Below are 18,001 nucleotides of genomic sequence, written 5' to 3' on the forward strand. Positions count from 1 at the left end.
GGGCCACGCGGGGCCTTTCACGGCGCTGACGTTGAGCGCTGCCCGGCGAGGGCGGCCCCCCCCACTCGCCCTCGCCGGGCCCTTCCGTCCGCAGCAGCACCTGCAGCACCAGCCGATGACGGGGCGTGGGCCCCCGCTGGATGTCTCAGCGCTCCCGGTTCGAGTCCGGCATCGGCACTCCGTCCAGCCGCAGCACCCATCCCCAGGAGTCGTATGTCTTTCCGTTCGCGTCTCACCGCGCTGGCACTCGTGTGCCTCGCGTCCTCCCCTGCGCTCGCCGAGCGCATTCCCGTCCCGCCGCCCATCGAGGTGGCCTCGCGCGTGGTGTTCAACGGCAGCTATCGAGCGGATCCGGACGGGCCGGCCGCGCTCACCTCCTGGGCCTTCAACGCCCAGGGCGAAGTCATCGCCATGGGCTCCGAGTTCAAGGTGCGGCGCCACGTGGGCACCACCACCGCGGTGATGGATGTCCAGGGGCGGCCCGTCCTCGACGCCGCGTCGGACATTCACGTCCACGGGGATGCGGTGCTGCTGCCCCAGATGCTGGTGACGCCGGTGCCCGGCGTGCTGGTGCCGTACACGGACTGGAGCCAGCTGCTGTCCGACGTCCAGGCCCGGGCGGCTCAGGTGCGCGCGGCCGAGCAGGCCGCCGTGGACGCGGGCCAACCGATGCCCACGCGCCTGCCCATCGTGGGCGTCATGCTCTTCCCGCTCTACTCCCAGCTGCGCGGCTTTAACATCGCGGACGCGCTGGAGGCGACCGCACCCGGGTTCGTCGTGCACTTCTTCGACGCGGATGGGCACGGGAGCCTCTTCAACTGGACGGCGGCCGCCGCCGCGGGCTTCAACCCCTACAGCCCGGACCCCGAGGGTGGCCGCTTCGCTCGTGACGCGGGCCTGCGCCTCAAGGGCAAGGCCTTCGAGTACGCCCAGGTTCCCTTCTACCGGTACGTGGCCAGCTTCATCCCCCATGCGGCCAAGGTGGGCCAGCTGAACGCCCTGGTGCGTGGCGCCGCCGCCAATGGCTACTGCCGCCTCACCGACATCAACTTCGTGGACGCGCCAGCCCAGGCCGAGCAGGTGCGACTGGACACGGACGAGCCCCAGTTCATCCAGGGGGCGTGCCTGGCGACGACCATGGCCGAGGTGTCCCAGTGCAGCGCGGATGACAACGGCATCACCACGTTGAAGGTGTTCGCCGACGGCGCCTATGTGGACGGCGGTGCGGACACGGACGAGTACGGGGACAGCAACCTGGCCCTGGCCTACGCCAACCCGCAGCTGGTGCTGGACGACGCGGAGACGCCCTACTGGGGCCACCTCAACCTGACGGACGCGCAGTTGGACCAGCGCCTGGCGTGGGTGCTCGCCGACAAGGAGCACCGCCGCCTCATCGTCCACGCCACGGGCCGGGGTGCCATCGGCCAGCTCGCCCGCCGGATGAAGGTGGTGGGCGGCTCGCTGGCGGCATTCGTCGACGTGATGAGCATTGAGCACGCGGAGCTCATCTCCGACGAGCTGATGGCGGAGCTGGGTGAGGCGCGCCTGCGTGTGGCGCTGAACACCCCGCACTACGAGCTCTTCCCCGCCATCGCGGCGCTCTATCCCCAGCACATCGCGGAGGAGGCCCAGTTGCTGAGGTCCTTCTACGCGGCCGGCTTCGAGGTGGGCTTCGGCGGGGACCGCTTCCAGACCACGGCGCCAGTGTTCGCTCAGGCAGCCCAGGCCGCCAACCACCGCCTCCCCGGCGAGAGCATCAGCTTCGCCACCTTCTGGCGCTCCCAGGCGCGCACGTCCCCGGCCATCCGTGGCATGCGCGGCGTCGGCACCCTCAAGGTGGGCGCGCGGGCCAACCTCATCGTCACCTCGCAGGACCCGTACACCGTGACAGCCGCGACGCTCGGCAACACCACGTCGCGGCTGACCATCTGCGACGGGCGGGTGTTCTTCTCCGACGGCACGCTGGCGCCGGCCACGCCCCTGTAGCCCTCCCCCGCTCGCCGTCCGTGACGCAGCGGCCCGCGCAGTCGCCGCGGGCCGCCCCTCCTCGCGCGCCGGTGAGGCCCTCCGGCGCGTCCTCTTCCTCCCCTACAGGTTCCCCATGAAGACGCTGAAGTGGCTGCTCGTCGTCCTGCTGTGCTGGTCGCTCCCAGCCGTAGCTGAACCGTTCGCTCCGCTCACCATCAACTCGAAGATCCCCGGGCTCCGTCAGCCATTCTCTGGCATCACCTTCACCAATTCGGAGAAGTCGCTGAAGGACCTCATCGCCGCCTACGGGAAGCGATTCAACGTGAAGTCCATCGGCGACTTGCACTCGGACGAGGTGCAGTGCGGCTTGGCGAAGTTCGGGATCATGTTCGTCAAGAACCTCATGCTCAACGAGATCCCGGGCATGAAGTCGGCGGACCTGGAGGGCTTCCCCAAGGCCTTGGAGCACTACCAAGCGAGGGAAGCGTTCTTTTGCAACAAGCCGCCCCCGCCCGGCGTCAAAGCCAACCGGGGCGCGGAGTTGATGCGCCTCTGGATGGTTCGCGTGATGGATGAATCAGCCAAGGCTCGTGAGCAGGAGTTGACCGCGACGTACACGGCCAGGGCCAAGCAGCGCGGGTTCGACGTGACGGCGCGCGACGTCGCCATGGCGGTGGGCATCGGCCTCGCGATGCTGGCCGGCGACCTGCTTCCGATTCCGGTCCCCTAGTCCCCCCGATGACGTGCCAGCGGGCGGCGTAACGCGGGCCGCCCGCCCTCTCCCCGCGCGCCGTCACGACGGCGGCGCGCTCAACCCCAACAACGAGACGAACGTGACGACGAAGACGAAGAGCAGTGGTGGCCTGCTGGAGCTGGCGAACAGGCTGGAGGACGCCGCGAGGATGCTGCGCGACACCGTGGCGCAGTTCGGTGGCGTGGCGATGCCCGCGCCTGCGGTGAAAGCGCCCCCGACGAGCGCGGCCAGGGCGGCGAAGCCCGGCAGGGCGAAGGCGGCCCAGGCCGACGGCGTGCGCGGGTGCGCCATCAAGGGCTGCGGCAAGCCCAGCCGGACGAAGGGCTACTGCGCGGCGCATTACCAGAAGCTGCGCAACCTGGAGAAGACGAACCGGCGCCCGGCGGCCTGGGCGGACAACGCCAACCCCAACAGCGTGGAGGACGTCCAGCTGCCGCGCGGCCGCGCCGCCTCGAAGGCGCTGGCGGAGGCGAGCGCCCAATGAAGTCAGCGGACGTCAGCGGCATGCCGAAGGAGCTGGAGGAGGTCCGCCGCATCGCGCTGGGCGAGGTGCCCGCCGACGAGGCTCAGGTACGGGCCGCGCTGGCGCAGGCATGGGCCTGGCTCGCGCCGCTGACGTCCGCCTCGCTGTCGGATGAGCCGTCGCCCTGCGCGGCGGCGTACGCGACCGAGGATGTGGAACGGTGGTTCCGGGCAGTGGTCGCGAGGACACAGGGTGCCCTCGAAACGCTGATGGCCCGGATGCTTCGCGATGCCGCACTGGAGGGCGCGAAGGTGCCGGGGTTGGCGGCGGAACTGGAGACGCAGGCCAACCGTGTGGAGGCCATCTCCGACACGCTGGACTGCGACATGGCCAAAGCGCCGACGGAGGTCGTAAAGCTCAAGGCGGAGCGTGACGCCCTCCGTGCGCAGGTGGTGGAGTTGGAACAGGCCGTCCTTGCTCGCGCGGAGGCGCAAAAACGGACGTCGCTAGTCCTTCGCGACGCTCCCTCCGCCCTCTCCGCCGAGACGACGCTCTCCCCGAACTCTTCGGCCATTCCGGATGGTTCGACTCCGCCCGCGTACCGGATGCTGTCCCAGGTCGACGTGCGCCCCACGGTGCCGCCGCTGATGCCGCTCAGCGAGCGCATCCAGTACTCCCTGGCCAAGGTCGGCCACGAGCCCACGCCACTGACGACGGCTGCGGCGGATGCGCTGCACCCATTGGGGCGCTGCACCTGCGTGGGCGAGGGCACGTGCACCTGGTGCCGGGCCCGCTGCGGCGCGTGCGGCAGTCCGTACATCCCCGAGGCCGTGCGCCACGCGCTGCGCCAGGTGTGGGGCGCGCTGCACGTCACCACCGCGCACCAGGGCGTGGCCGTTGCGGTCCTCCGGGCCGTCTACCCGGAGCTGCCGGTGCCGATCGCGCGGGCCGGTGCGGACAGTCTCTTGGCCTGGGACGCGTTCGCCCAGGTCGTCACCGAGGCCGCGCGCCTCGGGGCGGAGGACATGCGCGAGCGGGCGGCGTGGACCTCCAGCAACGTGCCGATGCGTGAGGTGGAGGAGCGTATTCGCCGCCTCTCGCTGCTCCCCTGGGAGGAGGTGTCCCGTGGCTGAGCCGCTCGTCTACCAGTACCGCCTCCGCACCGAGAAGGGCGCCTGGCTCGCGGACGTCATCCTCCGGAGCGACGGCTTCTTTGCCACCGTATCCGACTGGGGCAACTACGCGTTCCGGTGGACCGCGCCGGGGCGCGAGTTCCGCGCCTTCGTCGCGCAGCTCGCGGGCCAGGGTGACTACGTGTGCAGCAAGCTGGAGACGCGCGACTGGTGGGATGGCGTGCGGACACTGAAGCGCATCCGCGAGCACATCCTCACCTACCGCCGCGACGGCACCTACTCGAAGGAGAAGGCGGCCGAGGCGTGGCAGTCCCTCGCGGATGCCCTGGGCTGCTGGAGCGGGCGTGACGCGAAGGGTTGCGACGAGATTGGCATCGACCAGTTCGCTGTCTGGTGCCACGACACCGCGTTGGAGATGCCCTACGAGTTCGCCTCCTACGACTACCCGCCGGACGTGCGCGGCTTCTGCGACAACGTGATGCCCGCGCTCGCCACCGCCATCCGCAAGGAGCTTCTGGCCGAGGCCCAGGCTCTTACGCGCCAGCACGAGCGCGAGGCCTGGGAGTCCGAGGGAGGCGTCGTCCATGGCTGATCTGCCTGGACTCTTCGTCGTCCTGGAAGGCGGAGACGGCAGCGGGAAGACAACGCTGGCCCGTCTCATTGGCGACGAACTGCACGCCAGGGGCGTGCGAGCGCTGAACACGGAGGAGCCCTCCGGCGGGCCCGTGGGGATGCTGGTCCGGCGCATGCTGGCGGAACGTCCCCTGTCCCCGGAGGTGATGGCTCTTCTGTACGCGGCTGACCGTGCGCACCACACGGAGACGGTCATCCGGCCGGCGCTCGCCCGCGGCGAAGTGGTGCTGTCCACCCGCTACGTGCTGTCGTCGCTGGCCTACCAGGGGCCGCACGTGGGACTGGAGCGCGTGATGAGCCTCAACGCCCATGCGCTTAAGCCGGACCTGCTCATCTTCTTGGAATGCCCGGTGGGCGTCGCTCTCGGACGCGCGGGAGCTGCGCGCGTCCTGGACGCCTATGAGACGCCCTCGGTCGCGGCCAGCGCGGCCGAGGGCTACGCACGGGCCCTCACGTACCTGGAAGCCCAGGGCCAGCGCGTAGGCCGCGTGGATGCGGCCCAGGGTCCCGCGCAGGTGCTGCGCGCGGCGCTCGAGCAGGTGCTGTCCCTGATCCCCCGCACCAGCCCGTAGCCGCTCCACCCCCGAAACCCCCTCACCACCTGCCGGCCGGGGCGCCGGACGGCAGGGCTCTCCCCGTGCGCCGACAACATCAGGAGGAAGCAGATGGACGACGTACAACAGAAAGTGCAGCGGTTCCGTGAGGTGCTGACAAAGGACTGGAACGACGGCGTGACCCGTGGGACGCCTCTCGTGACACGCATCAGCAGCCCCGTCATCACCACGCGACATTTCGGGATGCCCAGCCATGACAGCCCGAGGCTTCCGGCGGACGAGTTGCTCCGCATCGCCGCCGACGTCACCGGCGTGCCACTGGAGGTCATGACGGACGCGCAAGGACGTGACGTGCAGGTATGGCGGCCGGCTCGTGGCGAAGTCGGGTGGCTCCCTTACGACGTGCCGCCAGCGAACTGGACTCCTCCGCCGCCTGGATACCCGGAGTAGCGCCGCAAGACGCGGGTGCGGGTAACAACCACTGCGCCCGGCGTCTCTTGGGCATGACGCCAATCACCTATCGCTGCCCCGTCTGCGGGCAGCACCTCGTCCCACTGCCCGGTGGCTTCCTTGCCTGCGCGGGCAACCACGCGGCGGGGCCGCGCCGCCAGGACCGGAACGTCTATCGCGCCGGCCGGAATGGCCGCCTCCAGCCAACAAAGATGGGGGCCGTCGCGAGGTGGCGTGCGGCCGGTGCTGCGCCGGGCCTACCTCTTGAGGGGTAGCGCTCCGATACCCTCCAAGCGGTACTCTTTTCCCACCGCGCACCGGAGGCCGTCATGGGCGTCGTGATGGTTCGCATCGACAGCATCATCCCGCCGCACGAGGTCCGCGATGACGGGAAGCTGGCCGCCTTGCGTGAGTCCATAGAGGAGAATGGCTGGCAGGGACGCCCACTGCTCGGCGTGCCCCATCCTTCCGCCGTCGGGGCCTTCCTCGCGCTCACGGGGAGTCACCGCACCGCCGCGGCACAAGCGGCAGGGCTTGAGGAGGTCCCTCTCTACGTGGCGCAGCTGGGCGGTGGGCTCCACGTGCACGAGTCCATCCACGGCGACTCCCTCCGAAACGAGAGGGACAACCCCATCGAGCAAGAGGACCTGGCCAACTACCTCCGCCCCTGGGACCCTGGCGCGGCTGCGCTCGCCGAGGCCGAGGACGCAGTGTGACGCCTGGGCCCGGCCGCAACTTGCGGTTGTGGCCGCGCGTGCTCACGCGCACCCTCCGTCGTGGAGGTGGCCATGTCCCTGTCCCGGATGTCCGTCATGAAGCGGCACCTCACCGCCGCCGCGGCGAGCCTGCACGCGGAGGCCATGGAGTCCGGCGGCCAGCTTCCGCCCAACGCCGAGCGCGTGGACGCCTTGGTGGACGACTCGCTCCGCGAGGCCAACCGCGAGGCCCAGACGGACGTGCGCGGGCCGCCGCCGGAGGACTGGGCGGCCCCGCAGTCGTAGGATGCCGCGCCAGGAGGTGGAACGTGGACCTGTCGGACGAGAACAAGGCGGCACTACGAACTGCAGCAGAGGCGGCGTCACGCCCAGGCGGCAAGCTCGTCGTCGTGAACATCCACAAGCAGCGCGACACCGACATTCGACTCCAGTCGGTCGCCACGTCGTCGGCCATTCTCGCGCTTCTTGCTGAGAATGAGAGGCTGCGGACCAAGGCCGCGTCTGCGGTTCAGCGATTCGTCCAGGAGGCGCCAACAGGGCACCCACCTGCAGAACGTGCCGCATCGCTGGCGTGGGCCATGGCCTCGGATGCCCTTGAGGCGCTGGGGCTGTCGTTCCAGGACGTTGAGAAGGCAGGTAGTGTCGCTGCTGCGCTCGCGACGTTGACGCGCACGCCGTAGACGGAGCGCCTCCGCTACCGTTGGACCGGCACGGCTCCTGCTCTCCGCGCCCGGCATGACGACGACGGAGCGAGTGGCGCTGGCGCAGCGCCTGGGTGAAGCGGAGTTGGAGCTGCAGGGCGCGATGCGCGGGCTGGACGGGAGTCCCGCGGCACGGACGCGGCTGGCGGAGGCGCGCCGCGAGTACCTCGCAGCGGAGCACGAGGCGCTGGAAGTACTCGCCGGCCATGAAGCCCGCGCGGCTGCGTGAGGCCGAGGCTGCGGGCCGCACCCACGGCGACCGCGAGGACGGGGAGCTTACGCATTACCCGAATCTCATCCCCGCCGTAGACATGGTTCAGACGGGGGCTACCGGCTCAACTTCATCTGCCTGGGGTGCATCTCCACCCTGTCCTCCTCTGTGACAACCCCTTTACCCAGGCTCAGAGCCGCGTAATGTCGCCCCCGTCGTTCTGCGCCCATGGGGAGCGTTTAGGCGACACGGGGGTTACATGAAGCTCCGCTACGTACCGATGCAGGGCAGTGGTGCTGTTGAACTGGGGACAGGCAGCCTGCGGTTCGACGGCACAACAACCAACGCCACCGGCATGGCGTACTGGGTGCGAAATGGTTTCGTGAACCTCGACTATCGCGTCCAAGGGACCGTCGCCGGTGTTGCTGCTGCCGGGCTTGCCTTGAAGCCGGACCTGGCAGCGCGAGTGCAGAGCAATCCGACTGACTGGGAGTTCGTGTACACCATCGGGGAGGGAGTCGATGACGAACACGGTGCATCAATCCCATTCGTTGTCTACGCGCAGCCACTCATCATCATCCGCGAGCCGAAGCTCCCAACGGTCATCCCTGTGAATGCGAAGGTCCAAGGGGACATCGTCGTGGAGGACAGGCTTGAGCTCTACGGCGACTCTATCGGCTACGTCACGGTCAAGAACGGTGGCGTCTTCATTCTTCACGGCTCCATTGGCGCGGCGCTCATTGTGGCCAATGGCGGAACCGCGCACGTCTACGGCACCGTTGGCCACCACATCTTCACTACGAGCGGAGGGACCGTTGAGGTGCGAGGCGTCGTCAAGCACCACCTCGACACAGAACGAGGCGGAGTGACGAAGGTATTCGCCGGCGCGGTGATTGGTGGCAAGCGCGTCGACGAGGACTTCACTCACGTCAACCCGTAGCTTGAGTCACGGAGCATGGGCGGTCCGCTCCTTCCCGGACGGGCCGCGTGCAGCTACTTCAGGTGCCACAGTGCCGCGATGATCTGCCACGCCAGGGACACGAGGCCGACGCCCAGCGCCACGCGCGGCACCCAGCGCGCGACCGGCCTGTCGAGGAGCCCTTCGAGCACGGCGTGCTCGGCGATGAGCCTATCCCGATGCTCCATCATCCTCTTCATGAGCTGCTCGTTTTCGAGGTAGAGCGACGACCGCCCATCCTTCAGGTCGCTCCTCATGTCTTGCTGGATTTGCTCAATCTCCGCGAGCGTTGAGAGGATTCCAATCTCAACACCGGCAAGGCGAGCCTTCACCGCGTCTCGAAGCTTCGTGCGCCGCTCGTCGTCCGCATGCAGCCTGTCGATTTCGTCCACGGGCCCCCCCCTCACCGAGTCGTGCGCCGCACCCTACCCCACGCGCCTCCGCGTGAGGCGCTGGACGGGGCGGCGGACGAGCAGAACTCCTGCGAGGGTCCTGCTCGTCACGCCTCAGCGGATCAGCGGTCCACCAGCGCCTTGACGATAGAGGTCAGGGCCGATTCACGTTCCTTCTTTCCGTCGGGCCCGACAACCTCGTTGCCAAGGAACATCTTGGCCTCTAGCGAGAACGGCAACTCGATTCTCCTCTCGCCGTCGTTGGTCGCGAGGAGAAACGCCTTTGCATCACCTGCTAGGCTGATGCTCGCATCGGCCCGAGTACTTCGTCGCCATGGGACATGGGCGATGTAGATGCCGGGGGCTGACTCCACAAACGTGACGCCGTGGATCCCCTGGCCATTCAGGGCCAACATCTCCCTGAAGAGCTTCTCTGCGGCTTCGCGGCGGGCCGCAATATTCGGACGTTTTTCCTCGGAGAGCTCTTCGAGGAACGAAAGCGCTTCCTTGCTCATGTCGGTTGGCACAGGAACCCCCTTGCCTGCGCTGACGGTGGCAGGCACGAGGACCCTACGACAGGACATTCACCGCTCGCCACAAGCCACTGCTGCACCTACCGCCTCTTCTTCTCCCGGTCGGCGGGCGCGCTGCTCAGGGTTGCCGACGGATGCTGGCGGGCCAGTTCTTCGCGCCCTGCACCGGCGCGTAGCACCTGTCCTTGTGCTCGACGGGGTTCTTCGGGCAGGGCGGTTCGTCGCCCAGGAGAAGCCAGCAGCCGCGGTTGACCTCGCGCGCGGGCGACTGGCATGGCGGGCGCGCCTGCCCCTCCAAGGGCTCACTCGGCATGCTGAGACGTCGCTCGATGGTCTGGGCCTGCGGTGCGGACGCGTCGGCAATCATGTCCGTCATCACGACGTCACCCACGGTGGCGGGGACGTACTCGACGAGCGGTGCTGGCGTGGGCTCCGGGGGCTTCGGCGCGCTCACCTGGACGGCCAGGAGGACGCCATCAGCTGCCAGCGCGACGGCTTTGAGAAGGCGCAGGCCACGCCCACTGCCGGCAGGTGCCGGGGCGAGCTCCGGCTGGGGGCGCGGCGCCACTGGCGCGCGGCCGGACAGCAGGCGCGCCAGCTTCCGTTGCGGGCGCATCCAGACAGGACTCCAGCTCCAGGACGACGACGGCGGGGGAAGAGGATGTGCGGACGCGCAGATCCAGGTCCACCACGGGCGCCAGGTCCGTCCAGGCGCCCGTGGGCAGCAGGACGAGGCTAAGCGTCCGTGCCTTCTCGCGTAGCGGGCGTCGTTGAGCCGGCCACGGCTTCCCTGCCCGCAGACACCCTCCGAAACGGGAGTCCTATGCCGCCCGCAGGTAGCGAGATGTGTTCGCGGCACGCGTCCTGCTCTTGGTCGGCGCTCTTGCGCCGAATGCCATCGCGCCGGCGCGCCACCCAGGACACCCTTTGAGCCCGCGCCGCCCCTCTTCCCTGCCTCGCCTCGCCCTACTTCTTCTCGTCGCCGTGACGGCCCTACGATGCGGCCCGTCCGAGGATCTGGACGAGGGTCCGCCCACGCGGCCTCCTGTCTTGCAGGACGGAGGCTCCTCGGACGGCGGTGTGAGTCAGGTGGACGGCGGAGTGCCCATGCAGGACGGGGGCTCCACGCCCCGTGATGGAGGTAGCGGCCCCATCTGCACGCCCTCCTGCTCCGGTAGGTCCTGCGGGCCGGATGGCTGCGGTGGCGCATGCGGAACGTGCCGAAGCGGCACCACGTGCAGCGGTGGCAGTTGCATCTGCGTCCCGCAGTGCAACGGCAAGACGTGCGGCCCGGACGGGTGTGGAGGCGTCTGCGGCACCTGCCCCGCCAACGCCACCTGCAACACTGCGGGCAACTCCTGCGCGTGCGCGCCGGGCTACGTGCCAAACCAGGCGCACAGCGGCTGCGTCCGCGTCGGCGGTGCCTGCGAGGGTGTCAACCAGTACGGCTACTGCTCCGGCGATACCTGGGTGCGGTGCGACGAACAGGAGGGCATCGTCACCATGGAGTGCGGGCCGGGCCGATGTAAACGGCTCGACTCCGCCGGCAATGGCGCCTGCACCTGCGGCAGCATCGACGCCAACGGCGTCTGCGCCACGGCCTCTGGCGCCAGCGCCGCGACGCCCCGTGTTCACTTCACCTGCGCGACGAGCGCTGGGGTGCTCATCGCCAGCAACTGCGCCGTGGAGACAGGCTCCTCCGCGGGCTTCTGCTCCACCTTCGTCACGTCCTTCGGGCACCAGACGACGTGCTTCTGCGGCACCTGCTCCATCCCCGGGCGCAACAACCAGTGCGGCTCGCTGTGCAGCAACCCCGCCCAGTGCCAGTACTCGTCGTCCGGCAACTTCCACACGTGCGGATTCTGAGCTGCACTTAACGCCTGCGCTGCTCGGAGTCAGTCAACTCATCCAGGCTCGCGGAAATGCTCTCTTCAAGCCATGGTCCAACAGTGAAATCCATCGCTTTGAAAGTCTTCATCTCCTGTCCCTCGCTGAAATAGTAAACTGAAGATGAATCACCGAGGCTTGCCCGGAAGAACTCGATATAATAGCCCTGGTGCGACAAGAAGATGACCGCATCTTCAGGCAAGTCCTCTTCAAGCCCATACAAATCAAGCCGTCGATTTTCCCTCAGGTCCTTGGCGAAGGATTGAACAATGCCGGGTCCCCAGTCCGACCCCCAAAAGAGCTTGCCGGCTCCCCCTCCTGCGAGGCGGAGAAAGCCCCTGTAAGAGGGAGGGAGTGGAAGCGAGATGTTGCGCTCCAACTGCAACAACTCCGCTTCGGAACAGCCTCTCAGCGGCTGAGCGAGTGGATGGGTCAGCAGGGTCTTTATGCGTTCCATCGACATTGCCACGTCTCTCGATTCCGGAGGATTGAGCCGCATCACGGAGCACAGAACTGGACGGCTGTCTCTCGGGGTGGATGGTACTCCACTACGGCAGCAGAGGAGCGGTCCGAGGCACGCGCGCTGCACCGTTCCGGAGGGAAACGCCTTCCGGAGCCAGCATGGACCCCATCTCACGCAGCCGCACCGCCCTCCTCCCCACCACATACCGCGAGCCCGCGGAGCAGCCCCAGCGCTCCGCACCGAAGCCCCCGGCGCTAGAGCGGGCCATCAACACCGTCGACGCCTTCACCCCGCACACGCCCGTCCAGAAGGCGCTCGTCGACCAGGCCCGCCGCGCGACGACGCCCACGGCCATCACCATCCGCCCGCCGGCCGAGGGGCTGACGCAGGCGGCGGAGAGCGGGCCGCGCGTCGCGGCTCAGGGGTTCTTCAGCTCCATCGGTGACGCGCTGACGGACTTCGGCGGGCGTGTGGTGGACGGCGTGGCCGGCATCGCTGAGGGCATCTACGACAGCGTCAAGGGCACCCTGAAGAACACCTGGGAGATGGCGGAGACGGCCGGCAAGGGCCTCGCCAACATCTTCACCGGCCGCTTCAAGGAGGGCTTCGCGCAGCTCGGCTTGAGCCTGCTGAAGGCCATCCAGACGCCAACGGACGGGCTCCTGCGCCTGGGCGGGAGCGTTCTCAGCGCCATCCAGACGATGCTCTTCATCGAGCCCGCCGGCCGCAAGCTGACGGACGACGAGTTCGCGGCGTTGCACAAGGTGTACGGGGACTCCATCGACTACACGCGCATCGAAATCAAAGAGGGCAACGCGGGACTCCTCACGGTGGGTGGACGCCCCTTCACGCACGGGGACACCCTCTACATCCCGAAGGACTCGCTGCCCCTCCAGCCGGAACTGCTCGTGCACGAGGCGGCCCACGTGTGGCAGCACCAGAATGGTGGCAACGACTACATGAGCGAGGCGTTGGTGGCGCAGCTCTTCGGCGACGGCTACAACGTCGGCAAGGCCCTCCGGGCAGGCAAGTCGTGGGAGGAGATGAACCCGGAGCAGCAGGCAGAGTTCATCGAGTTGGCCTTCGGCCAGGGCTGCTTTGAAACGCCCCCGGCGCCGTTCAAGCTCGACGGCAAGGACTACACTGCGCAGTTCGAGGCCGCGAAGAAGGCCCTCCGCGCCGGCCAGGGAGCACCGTGACCATGCGCCTCCACCGAGTCCTGCCGCTCGCGCTCGTCGTCTTCCAAGTGGCGCTCCTCACCGCCTGCCAGCCGCCCCTGGACGTGACGCTCGCATCGAGCAGCGAGCACCTGCCAAGCCCGGCCTTCCTCGTGGATGAGCCATCCCAGGATGGCGGCCCGCCGCGGTACGACGTCATCCGCGTGGTGACCGAAGAGGGGAAAACGTTGTGGCACGTGCGCGCGCTCTCCTTCGGCGGGACGCGCGGACGCCGCATCGTCTACGGCGAGGCGCCGGACGGCTTCGAGACGGTGGAGCCCGCCCAGCAGCTTCAGTCGGGGCGGCTCTACAGCATCGGCGTCTCTGGCGAAGCGTCCGGCGCGCTGCGCGTCACCGTGGGCCAGGACGGCAGCGTGCGACCAGAGAAGTAGCCGCACTCCGGGCGTCGCGATCCAGTTGTGTGTCACGACGTGAAGGCAGTCGGAGGAAACTGAGCACGTCGGACCGGGACTCCACGCAGGTGAAGGCCTTCACCTGCGGGCCAGCTCGCGCCGCGTCCTCCAGAGTGAGCGTCTTGCGCCCACCCTCGGAGGCGCCAACCACGCCCACGCCATCGTGCTCCATTCAAAGGCGGACTGCGCAGCCCCCACCTCCGCGACGGCGGAAGGCGGGCTCGCTTACATGGCGAGCAAGCGCAAGAAATTCGAGGAGCAGTTCAGCAAGTTCACCGGCCAGGACGGTGGCCACAGGCGTGATGACCGCGCGGATGCATTCGCTTGGCCCATCTACAAGTACGTCTGCCGGAAAATGAAGAACGTGGGCGGGGCCGAAAGGAACGCAGCGTCAGTAACCCCTGGAAATGACGAGGATGACGAGGGCGTATCATGAGCCCCCGCGCGGATTCGATACATACTCGGCAGTCCACCAGAGGAGAGCCGAATGACCACGAAGCAGCGGAAGCCGAAGCGGAAAGAACACCGGCCACATGCCGGGTACGAATACACGTGGCCGGGCAGGCCACCTCATCACCCGGGCCTCCTGCTGCTCGCGGAGGCCGCACAGCGGGCCTACCGCCCATGGAGCGTCTGCGACGCATACTTGCCCACGGGCGGGCCGCACGTGGAGACCCTCCTTGTGGGTGACCGCGGACAATACGAAGTTGCGCAAGAACGACCCGATGGGACCTACTGGACAGGGACCTACGACGCCGAGCGTGCTGTCACGCGACTGGACGAGCAGTTCGCAAAGCGTCTCAAGGCCTACCGGGGAGAGAACCTCTACTTCGACCTGACGGGTGCCATCTTCCAGGAAAGCGACCTGGACGAAGAGGCAGCGGCTGAAGCTGAAGCAGAGCGGAAGACGTAGCTTGGCGCGCAGGGGGAGGTCCGGCCCTTCTCGAGGACATGGCCTCCTTCTTCCGTCACGCCCTCACGCCTGTGGGCCTCCTGCCCACCCGCCAGGGCCACCTCGTCCATGGCCTGCCCATCTTCTCGTTCTCGCCTCGGCGCGGCAGCAAAGAGGTGCTCGCCACGTACCGGGAGAACGGACGGCTACGCTTCATCGTGGGCCTGGACGGCACCGTACGACCGGAGAATGAGTAGCACGCCAGGGTTGTCCCGCCATCCCTACCCGGTGGGTCTATCCATCTGACAAGACTTAACTTTCTCGTTTTGCCGTGCTGGCATGTTGAGCCATGCCAGCCGTCCTCCCCCTCCACCGCTCCGCGAGTGTTGCCGCTCTCCTCGCCGTCGTTGGCTGCGGCTCGGCGACCATCGCCGGGGGCGGCAGTCCAGCGCACGCGAAGTGGGTCAGCCCCATCTTCACGACGCCAGACGGCGGGCAGATGCGCACGACCATCTACTACGGGCCCTGGCAGTGCAGTGCCGCGTTCCTATCCCGCTGCGAGTCGAAGTGCTCGGCGCAGGGGCTCCCCCTCATGGGCTGCATGTGGCTGGCCGACATCAAGGGCGACTGGCAGGGGCGATTCCTGCTGATGCCCGCTGAGGCCGGCGGACGTCTCGCCATCACCCACTGCTGCTGCGACTACCCGAAGGTGGCGGACCCTGAGAGCCTCCGAAAGGTGTGGTCACGCTCCCGCATCCGCTTCCGCGAGGAGTGGGCGAAGGAGCTCGGCACCTGGCCGAACACGGCGGGACGAGCGTGGCCCGGGCACCACCTGCGCGACTTCCTTCATGGAGGAGATCCGACGGCGCCCGGCAACGTCTTGCCCGTCCCTGATGACGTGCACACCACCATCAACACCGAGTACCCGGCCTGCTACGCCCCCGGCGGGAAGTGGCTCACGCCGGGTCCTGAGCGCCCGTACGCGGATTGAGGTCGGAGCCCATGTCCACGCTCATGCAGCGATTGCTCGCGGAAGTTGACCAGCACCATTTCCCGAATCCTCCCGCAGCTGCCGAGGAGCTCGCGGCCTTCGAGGCACGCGTGGGCTGGAGGCTCGACGATGACCTGCGCGCCTTCTACCGGCACTGCGATGGAGCTGCCCTCTTCATGCCCTGGCCGGACACCAACTTCTGGATCCTCCCGCTCGCCCAGGTTCGCCGCGGGCGCGTGGCCATCCAGGGGCGGGACGAGGACGCGAATGGCCCCGCAACCTGGTACACGCTGGTGGACCTCCAGGACACGGACTTCGTACTGGTAGACGTGTCGCAGAAGAAGGACGGACGATATCCGCTGCGAGACGGGTACCACGGGACGTTCCCGGACCCAGTCCACAGCCGGATCATCGCATCGTCCTTCAGCGAGTTCCTGGAGAAGGCGCTGGCCAGCGGGGACGACTACTTCTGGCTGAGCGAGAGTTCGTCGGAGGGCTGAGCGGTTCCGGTTTCTCGCCGCCATTCGATAGGAAAACCGGAACCGGGTGCAGCTCAGGCGGCGCGGGCAGCCGTGATCGCGCCTGCCTCAAGACGCCGTGCGGCGGCCTCGCAGTAGCGCTCCTCCAGTTCCACACCCACGGCACGCAGCCCGAGCTGCTGCGCGGCCACCAGGGTCGCCCCGCTGCCGGCGAATGGGTCCAGGACGAGGCCGCCCGTCGGGCAGGAGCGCTCCAGCAGGTAGCTCAGCAGGTTGACCGGCTTCTCGGTGGGGTGCGTCCGCGCCCGCGCGGGCACCGGCGGGTAGCCATCGAGGACCGCTCCGTGCCGCTTCCCGGCGAGCGGCCGGCGCCTCGGGCCCGCGCCGTGGAGCACCACCTCGTAGTCCGGCGCGAAGCTGGCGGCGCAGTCACCCATGCCTCCACGGGCCTTCCACCACATCAACGCGCCCTTGATCTTCAGGTGGGCACTCGCCGCGTCGAAGAAGTCCGGCCAGCTCTCCCAGTGGCAGAAGACGAACGCGTGCAAGTCCGGCTTCAGCGCGGGACTGGCGGCGATGAGCGCCTGGCGAAAGACGCGCATGCCCTGGCGGGAGCCGTCCGCGCGGATGGCCGCGCCGCTCTTCGCCTTGGCCTCGTAGGCCATCCCGTAGGGTGGGTCGGTGAGCAGTACGTCCACGGAGCCGGACGGGAGTCCAGGCAGCACGTCGCGGCAGTCGGCGTGGAACAGGGTGATGGTGTCGGACTGGAAGTAGGGATTCACTCTGGGGGCCTCGTGAGGACGTGGCGCGGAGGTGCACCACACGCGCGCGTGATGCACGCGGGATGCCACTTGGCCTTGGCGGCACCTCGTCTTGACAGGGGGTTTTATCGGATTTAGATAAACATCACCGAGGGCATTCCGCCCTGGTTCACCCACCTGACACGCCCGGAGTCCCCGTGTTCGCCCCGTCGCAATCCGGAGAGAACCAACGCAAACACAGTAGAACTCACTTCGCGGCTGAGTAACGAGCAATTCAATCTGCATGAATTGCATACAGGCCCTCATTGGCATTGAGCCATGAAGGACTGTGACCACCGTATCAATACGTAACGGTGAACGAAAGGAAAAATGATGACGACCGCGAAGTTGAGTGCGTCCGCTGCAATTCTTGCCGAGCTAATGCACGGCGATGGTTACGGCCTTGATCTGATGGAACGTGTCACGCAACGAAGTAAGGGACAGGTCACGCTCACCTCGGGCAACACCTACCCTGCGTTGCGGCAACTAGAGGCTGACGGCCTCGTGACGTCGAGGGAAGGCGATGCCTCGTCGGATCGAGGTGGTCGGCCCCGCGTTTACTACCGCCTCACGGCGGAGGGTAGGCGCGCAGCCACCACGCAGCAGCAAGGGCTTCTCGCGTTGCTGTTGCATCCCCAGGGAGTCTGAAGTGAACGGAAACTCTGCGCTGTTGAGCCTGACCGAAACTGAACGGTACGTCTTGAACCTCCGCGTGTTTCAGGAGGTGCTGGTTCGCAGCGCATTAATTGTGATTGAGTGCGAGAATCAGGCGCTCAATCTCTCGCAAAAGGAAAGGACGAAGCTCAAGCGTCGGGCTGCGCGAGCCCGACTGCTCATGATGTCGACCATCACGATCGCGCTGAGTCTCGCCACGGCAAGCACGGTGGCAAAGATGGCGGCGCAGCGGTATTGGATGTCAGTCTCAGCCGCACTCACGTGGGTGGCTTTCGGGCACTTCGTGCGCCCCGACCTCCAGCACACGTGGTGGTTCACGGGAATCCACCTGCTCCTTGCGTCGTACCCGATTTTGGACACGGGCGCTCGCATCTTCATGCGCCGCCTGATTGAGCGTCAGCGCCAGCTCCAGAGCGGCATCTTTGTTGAGCCCAACGACGTTTTCATGATCCGGGCGAGCCGCATCATCAACACGTTCTCGCTCTTCGTTCCGAGCCGAATCGCGAAGGAGGATCTTGGTGACCTCTTGGAGGTCATCAACCGTCGCCTTGCCGCTGGTGAAGAGCGCTCTGCAGTCGTCGCGCGTCTGGCTATGGGGATTTGGTATGCGTTCCTTTCTACTCTGCAATACCTCATCGGCCCGATCGTGACGCTTTTGAAGCTGCTCATGTTCTTCACGAAGAAGTAAAGGACAGCAAACTTGAGGCAGCGGCCCACC

General features: G+C 67.5%; 27 protein-coding genes. 22 read left to right on the forward strand and 5 right to left on the reverse strand.

From position 1 onward, the window contains the following. Window positions 1–213 precede the first annotated feature (213 nt). From K8612_RS16325 to K8612_RS16380, 12 genes are all read left to right on the forward strand, one after another. Window positions 214–1,986 (forward strand): amidohydrolase family protein, encoded by a 1,773-nt coding sequence (locus K8612_RS16325; RefSeq protein ID WP_223762929.1) that lies wholly within the window; start codon window positions 214–216, stop codon window positions 1,984–1,986. A gap of 115 nt (window positions 1,987–2,101) precedes the next feature. After that, a complete protein-coding gene (locus K8612_RS16330) occupies window positions 2,102–2,698 on the forward strand; it encodes a hypothetical protein (RefSeq protein WP_223762930.1) in 597 nt (198 codons plus the stop codon). A 103-nt stretch (window positions 2,699–2,801) separates the two neighbouring features. Then, a complete protein-coding gene (locus K8612_RS39565; RefSeq protein ID WP_373692109.1) occupies window positions 2,802–3,206 on the forward strand; it encodes a cell wall protein in 405 nt (134 codons plus the stop codon). Beyond that, window positions 3,203–4,318, forward strand: coding sequence for a hypothetical protein (locus K8612_RS16340; RefSeq protein ID WP_223762931.1), 1,116 nt, complete (start codon window positions 3,203–3,205; stop codon window positions 4,316–4,318). Before K8612_RS39565 ends, K8612_RS16340 begins: the two co-directional genes overlap by 4 nt. Then, window positions 4,311–4,910 (forward strand): hypothetical protein, encoded by a 600-nt coding sequence (locus tag K8612_RS16345; RefSeq protein ID WP_223762932.1) that lies wholly within the window; start codon window positions 4,311–4,313, stop codon window positions 4,908–4,910. Before K8612_RS16340 ends, K8612_RS16345 begins: the two co-directional genes overlap by 8 nt. Beyond that, a complete protein-coding gene (tmk, locus tag K8612_RS16350) occupies window positions 4,903–5,523 on the forward strand; it encodes a dTMP kinase (RefSeq protein ID WP_223762933.1) in 621 nt (206 codons plus the stop codon). Before K8612_RS16345 ends, tmk begins: the two co-directional genes overlap by 8 nt. Window positions 5,524–5,616: 93 nt before the next feature. Then, window positions 5,617–5,955, forward strand: a complete 339-nt coding sequence (locus K8612_RS16355) for a hypothetical protein (protein WP_223762934.1) — start codon at window positions 5,617–5,619, stop codon at window positions 5,953–5,955. Between the two features lie 329 nt (window positions 5,956–6,284). After that, the gene (locus K8612_RS16360) at window positions 6,285–6,671 is read left to right on the forward strand and encodes a ParB/RepB/Spo0J family partition protein (protein ID WP_223762935.1); all 387 of its coding nucleotides are present in this window, start codon (window positions 6,285–6,287) and stop codon (window positions 6,669–6,671) included. A gap of 72 nt (window positions 6,672–6,743) precedes the next feature. Then, entirely contained in the window at window positions 6,744–6,956 is a 213-nt protein-coding gene (locus K8612_RS16365) for a hypothetical protein (protein WP_223762936.1), read from the forward strand. Between the two features lie 23 nt (window positions 6,957–6,979). Further along, window positions 6,980–7,351 carry a universal stress protein gene (locus K8612_RS16370; protein ID WP_223762937.1) on the forward strand — a complete coding sequence of 124 codons (372 nt, stop codon included), beginning with the start codon at window positions 6,980–6,982 and terminating at the stop codon, window positions 7,349–7,351. 55 nt (window positions 7,352–7,406) lie between these two features. Next, window positions 7,407–7,601: a hypothetical protein gene (locus K8612_RS16375; protein ID WP_223762938.1), complete on the forward strand. Its 195-nt coding sequence runs from the start codon at window positions 7,407–7,409 to the stop codon at window positions 7,599–7,601. 241 nt (window positions 7,602–7,842) lie between these two features. Further along, window positions 7,843–8,523, forward strand: coding sequence for a hypothetical protein (locus K8612_RS16380; RefSeq protein WP_223762939.1), 681 nt, complete (start codon window positions 7,843–7,845; stop codon window positions 8,521–8,523). 53 nt (window positions 8,524–8,576) lie between these two features. Here K8612_RS16380 and K8612_RS16385 read toward each other — a convergent pair whose 3' ends face one another. The 3 genes from K8612_RS16385 to K8612_RS16395 all read right to left on the reverse strand — a co-directional run bounded on the left by K8612_RS16385 (window position 8,577) and on the right by K8612_RS16395 (window position 10,082). Next, window positions 8,577–8,933: a hypothetical protein gene (locus K8612_RS16385; protein ID WP_223762940.1), complete on the reverse strand. Its 357-nt coding sequence runs from the start codon at window positions 8,931–8,933 to the stop codon at window positions 8,577–8,579. A 122-nt stretch (window positions 8,934–9,055) separates the two neighbouring features. Further along, window positions 9,056–9,448 carry a hypothetical protein gene (locus tag K8612_RS16390; protein ID WP_223762941.1) on the reverse strand — a complete coding sequence of 131 codons (393 nt, stop codon included), beginning with the start codon at window positions 9,446–9,448 and terminating at the stop codon, window positions 9,056–9,058. Window positions 9,449–9,584: 136 nt separating this feature from the next. Continuing rightward, on the reverse strand, window positions 9,585–10,082 hold the full coding sequence (locus K8612_RS16395) for a hypothetical protein (RefSeq protein WP_223762942.1): 498 nt from the start codon (window positions 10,080–10,082) through the stop codon (window positions 9,585–9,587). A gap of 464 nt (window positions 10,083–10,546) precedes the next feature. On the opposite strand from K8612_RS16395, the gene K8612_RS16400 reads away from it, so the two are divergent. Next, window positions 10,547–11,332 carry a hypothetical protein gene (locus K8612_RS16400; RefSeq protein WP_223762943.1) on the forward strand — a complete coding sequence of 262 codons (786 nt, stop codon included), beginning with the start codon at window positions 10,547–10,549 and terminating at the stop codon, window positions 11,330–11,332. Between the two features lie 7 nt (window positions 11,333–11,339). Here the strand turns inward: K8612_RS16400 and K8612_RS16405 are convergent, their stop codons facing one another. Next, complete coding sequence (locus tag K8612_RS16405) at window positions 11,340–11,816, reverse strand: SMI1/KNR4 family protein (protein ID WP_223763029.1); 477 nt, start codon at window positions 11,814–11,816, stop codon at window positions 11,340–11,342. A 158-nt stretch (window positions 11,817–11,974) separates the two neighbouring features. On the opposite strand from K8612_RS16405, the gene K8612_RS16410 reads away from it, so the two are divergent. The 7 genes from K8612_RS16410 (at window position 11,975) to K8612_RS16440 (ending at window position 15,829) form a co-directional block, all read left to right on the forward strand. After that, window positions 11,975–13,015: a hypothetical protein gene (locus tag K8612_RS16410; protein ID WP_223762944.1), complete on the forward strand. Its 1,041-nt coding sequence runs from the start codon at window positions 11,975–11,977 to the stop codon at window positions 13,013–13,015. 2 nt (window positions 13,016–13,017) lie between these two features. Beyond that, entirely contained in the window at window positions 13,018–13,425 is a 408-nt protein-coding gene (locus K8612_RS16415) for a hypothetical protein (protein ID WP_223762945.1), read from the forward strand. Between the two features lie 250 nt (window positions 13,426–13,675). After that, window positions 13,676–13,882 (forward strand): hypothetical protein, encoded by a 207-nt coding sequence (locus tag K8612_RS16420; protein ID WP_223762946.1) that lies wholly within the window; start codon window positions 13,676–13,678, stop codon window positions 13,880–13,882. A 51-nt stretch (window positions 13,883–13,933) separates the two neighbouring features. Beyond that, window positions 13,934–14,359, forward strand: coding sequence for a hypothetical protein (locus K8612_RS16425; protein WP_223762947.1), 426 nt, complete (start codon window positions 13,934–13,936; stop codon window positions 14,357–14,359). A 38-nt stretch (window positions 14,360–14,397) separates the two neighbouring features. Continuing rightward, entirely contained in the window at window positions 14,398–14,595 is a 198-nt protein-coding gene (locus tag K8612_RS16430) for a hypothetical protein (protein WP_223762948.1), read from the forward strand. 92 nt (window positions 14,596–14,687) lie between these two features. Continuing rightward, window positions 14,688–15,329 (forward strand): hypothetical protein, encoded by a 642-nt coding sequence (locus tag K8612_RS16435; RefSeq protein ID WP_223762949.1) that lies wholly within the window; start codon window positions 14,688–14,690, stop codon window positions 15,327–15,329. An 11-nt stretch (window positions 15,330–15,340) separates the two neighbouring features. Continuing rightward, on the forward strand, window positions 15,341–15,829 hold the full coding sequence (locus tag K8612_RS16440; RefSeq protein WP_223762950.1) for an SMI1/KNR4 family protein: 489 nt from the start codon (window positions 15,341–15,343) through the stop codon (window positions 15,827–15,829). Window positions 15,830–15,882: 53 nt separating this feature from the next. Here the strand turns inward: K8612_RS16440 and K8612_RS16445 are convergent, their stop codons facing one another. Further along, window positions 15,883–16,590: a DNA methyltransferase gene (locus K8612_RS16445; protein ID WP_223762951.1), complete on the reverse strand. Its 708-nt coding sequence runs from the start codon at window positions 16,588–16,590 to the stop codon at window positions 15,883–15,885. Window positions 16,591–16,941: 351 nt separating this feature from the next. Here K8612_RS16445 and K8612_RS39570 point away from each other — a divergent pair, with 351 nt between their 5' ends. Both K8612_RS39570 and K8612_RS16455 read left to right on the forward strand, forming a co-directional pair. Next, a complete protein-coding gene (locus tag K8612_RS39570; protein WP_373692110.1) occupies window positions 16,942–17,256 on the forward strand; it encodes a PadR family transcriptional regulator in 315 nt (104 codons plus the stop codon). A gap of 1 nt (window position 17,257) precedes the next feature. After that, a complete protein-coding gene (locus tag K8612_RS16455; RefSeq protein ID WP_223762952.1) occupies window positions 17,258–17,971 on the forward strand; it encodes a hypothetical protein in 714 nt (237 codons plus the stop codon). The last annotated feature ends 30 nt before the right edge of the window (window positions 17,972–18,001 follow it).

The organism is Corallococcus sp. AS-1-6, assembly GCF_020037015.1.
Classification (GTDB): Bacteria; Myxococcota; Myxococcia; order Myxococcales; family Myxococcaceae; genus Corallococcus.

What these genes read in the sequence shown, in the direction of transcription:
- K8612_RS16325 (WP_223762929.1), top strand. Translation starts at nt 214, where the DNA reads ATGTCTTTCCGTTCGCGTCTCACCGCGCTGGCACTCGTGTGCCTCGCG.
- K8612_RS16330 (WP_223762930.1), top strand. Translation starts at nt 2,102, where the DNA reads ATGAAGACGCTGAAGTGGCTGCTCGTCGTCCTGCTGTGCTGGTCGCTC.
- K8612_RS16340 (WP_223762931.1), top strand. Translation starts at nt 3,203, where the DNA reads ATGAAGTCAGCGGACGTCAGCGGCATGCCGAAGGAGCTGGAGGAGGTC.
- tmk (WP_223762933.1), top strand. Translation starts at nt 4,903, where the DNA reads ATGGCTGATCTGCCTGGACTCTTCGTCGTCCTGGAAGGCGGAGACGGC.
- K8612_RS16355 (WP_223762934.1), top strand. Translation starts at nt 5,617, where the DNA reads ATGGACGACGTACAACAGAAAGTGCAGCGGTTCCGTGAGGTGCTGACA.
- K8612_RS16360 (WP_223762935.1), top strand. Translation starts at nt 6,285, where the DNA reads ATGGGCGTCGTGATGGTTCGCATCGACAGCATCATCCCGCCGCACGAG.
- K8612_RS16365 (WP_223762936.1), top strand. Translation starts at nt 6,744, where the DNA reads ATGTCCCTGTCCCGGATGTCCGTCATGAAGCGGCACCTCACCGCCGCC.
- K8612_RS16375 (WP_223762938.1), top strand. Translation starts at nt 7,407, where the DNA reads ATGACGACGACGGAGCGAGTGGCGCTGGCGCAGCGCCTGGGTGAAGCG.
- K8612_RS16380 (WP_223762939.1), top strand. Translation starts at nt 7,843, where the DNA reads ATGAAGCTCCGCTACGTACCGATGCAGGGCAGTGGTGCTGTTGAACTG.
- K8612_RS16390 (WP_223762941.1), bottom strand. Translation starts at nt 9,448, where the DNA reads ATGAGCAAGGAAGCGCTTTCGTTCCTCGAAGAGCTCTCCGAGGAAAAA.
- K8612_RS16395 (WP_223762942.1), bottom strand. Translation starts at nt 10,082, where the DNA reads ATGCGCCCGCAACGGAAGCTGGCGCGCCTGCTGTCCGGCCGCGCGCCA.
- K8612_RS16405 (WP_223763029.1), bottom strand. Translation starts at nt 11,816, where the DNA reads ATGTCGATGGAACGCATAAAGACCCTGCTGACCCATCCACTCGCTCAG.
- K8612_RS16410 (WP_223762944.1), top strand. Translation starts at nt 11,975, where the DNA reads ATGGACCCCATCTCACGCAGCCGCACCGCCCTCCTCCCCACCACATAC.
- K8612_RS16415 (WP_223762945.1), top strand. Translation starts at nt 13,018, where the DNA reads ATGCGCCTCCACCGAGTCCTGCCGCTCGCGCTCGTCGTCTTCCAAGTG.
- K8612_RS16420 (WP_223762946.1), top strand. Translation starts at nt 13,676, where the DNA reads ATGGCGAGCAAGCGCAAGAAATTCGAGGAGCAGTTCAGCAAGTTCACC.
- K8612_RS16425 (WP_223762947.1), top strand. Translation starts at nt 13,934, where the DNA reads ATGACCACGAAGCAGCGGAAGCCGAAGCGGAAAGAACACCGGCCACAT.
- K8612_RS16430 (WP_223762948.1), top strand. Translation starts at nt 14,398, where the DNA reads ATGGCCTCCTTCTTCCGTCACGCCCTCACGCCTGTGGGCCTCCTGCCC.
- K8612_RS16435 (WP_223762949.1), top strand. Translation starts at nt 14,688, where the DNA reads ATGCCAGCCGTCCTCCCCCTCCACCGCTCCGCGAGTGTTGCCGCTCTC.
- K8612_RS16440 (WP_223762950.1), top strand. Translation starts at nt 15,341, where the DNA reads ATGTCCACGCTCATGCAGCGATTGCTCGCGGAAGTTGACCAGCACCAT.
- K8612_RS39570 (WP_373692110.1), top strand. Translation starts at nt 16,942, where the DNA reads ATGACGACCGCGAAGTTGAGTGCGTCCGCTGCAATTCTTGCCGAGCTA.